The sequence below is a fragment of the Cellulosimicrobium sp. CpK407 genome, from assembly GCF_051844275.1.
In the GTDB taxonomy this organism is placed as follows: Bacteria; Actinomycetota; Actinomycetes; order Actinomycetales; family Cellulomonadaceae; genus Cellulosimicrobium; species Cellulosimicrobium cellulans_G.
In genome coordinates this window covers 1-211 of sequence record NZ_JBGNYC010000128.1, presented here as the reverse complement: position 1 = coordinate 211, position 211 = coordinate 1, and the positions used below count along the sequence as shown (strand labels likewise).

Below are 211 nucleotides of genomic sequence, written 5' to 3'. Positions count from 1 at the left end.
GCTCGTGGACGTGCTGGCCAACGACACCGACCCCGCCGGCGGCGTCCTCGTCGTGCAGTCCGTGCGCGTTCCGGCCGACGCCGGGGTGTCGGTCGCGATCCTGGCGCACCAGATGCTCCGGGTGACCGAGATCCGGCGCCTGGACACGCCCGTGACCGTGGAGTACACGGCCTCCAACGGGACCGAGACGGCGACCGGCCAGGTGCGCGTG

The 211-nt window shown here is 73.5% G+C and carries 1 protein-coding gene; it reads left to right on the top strand.

The window, feature by feature from the left end:
* The coding region (locus ABWU78_RS21025) for an Ig-like domain-containing protein (RefSeq protein ID WP_439159412.1) at window positions 1-211 on the top strand (211 nt) is incomplete at both ends.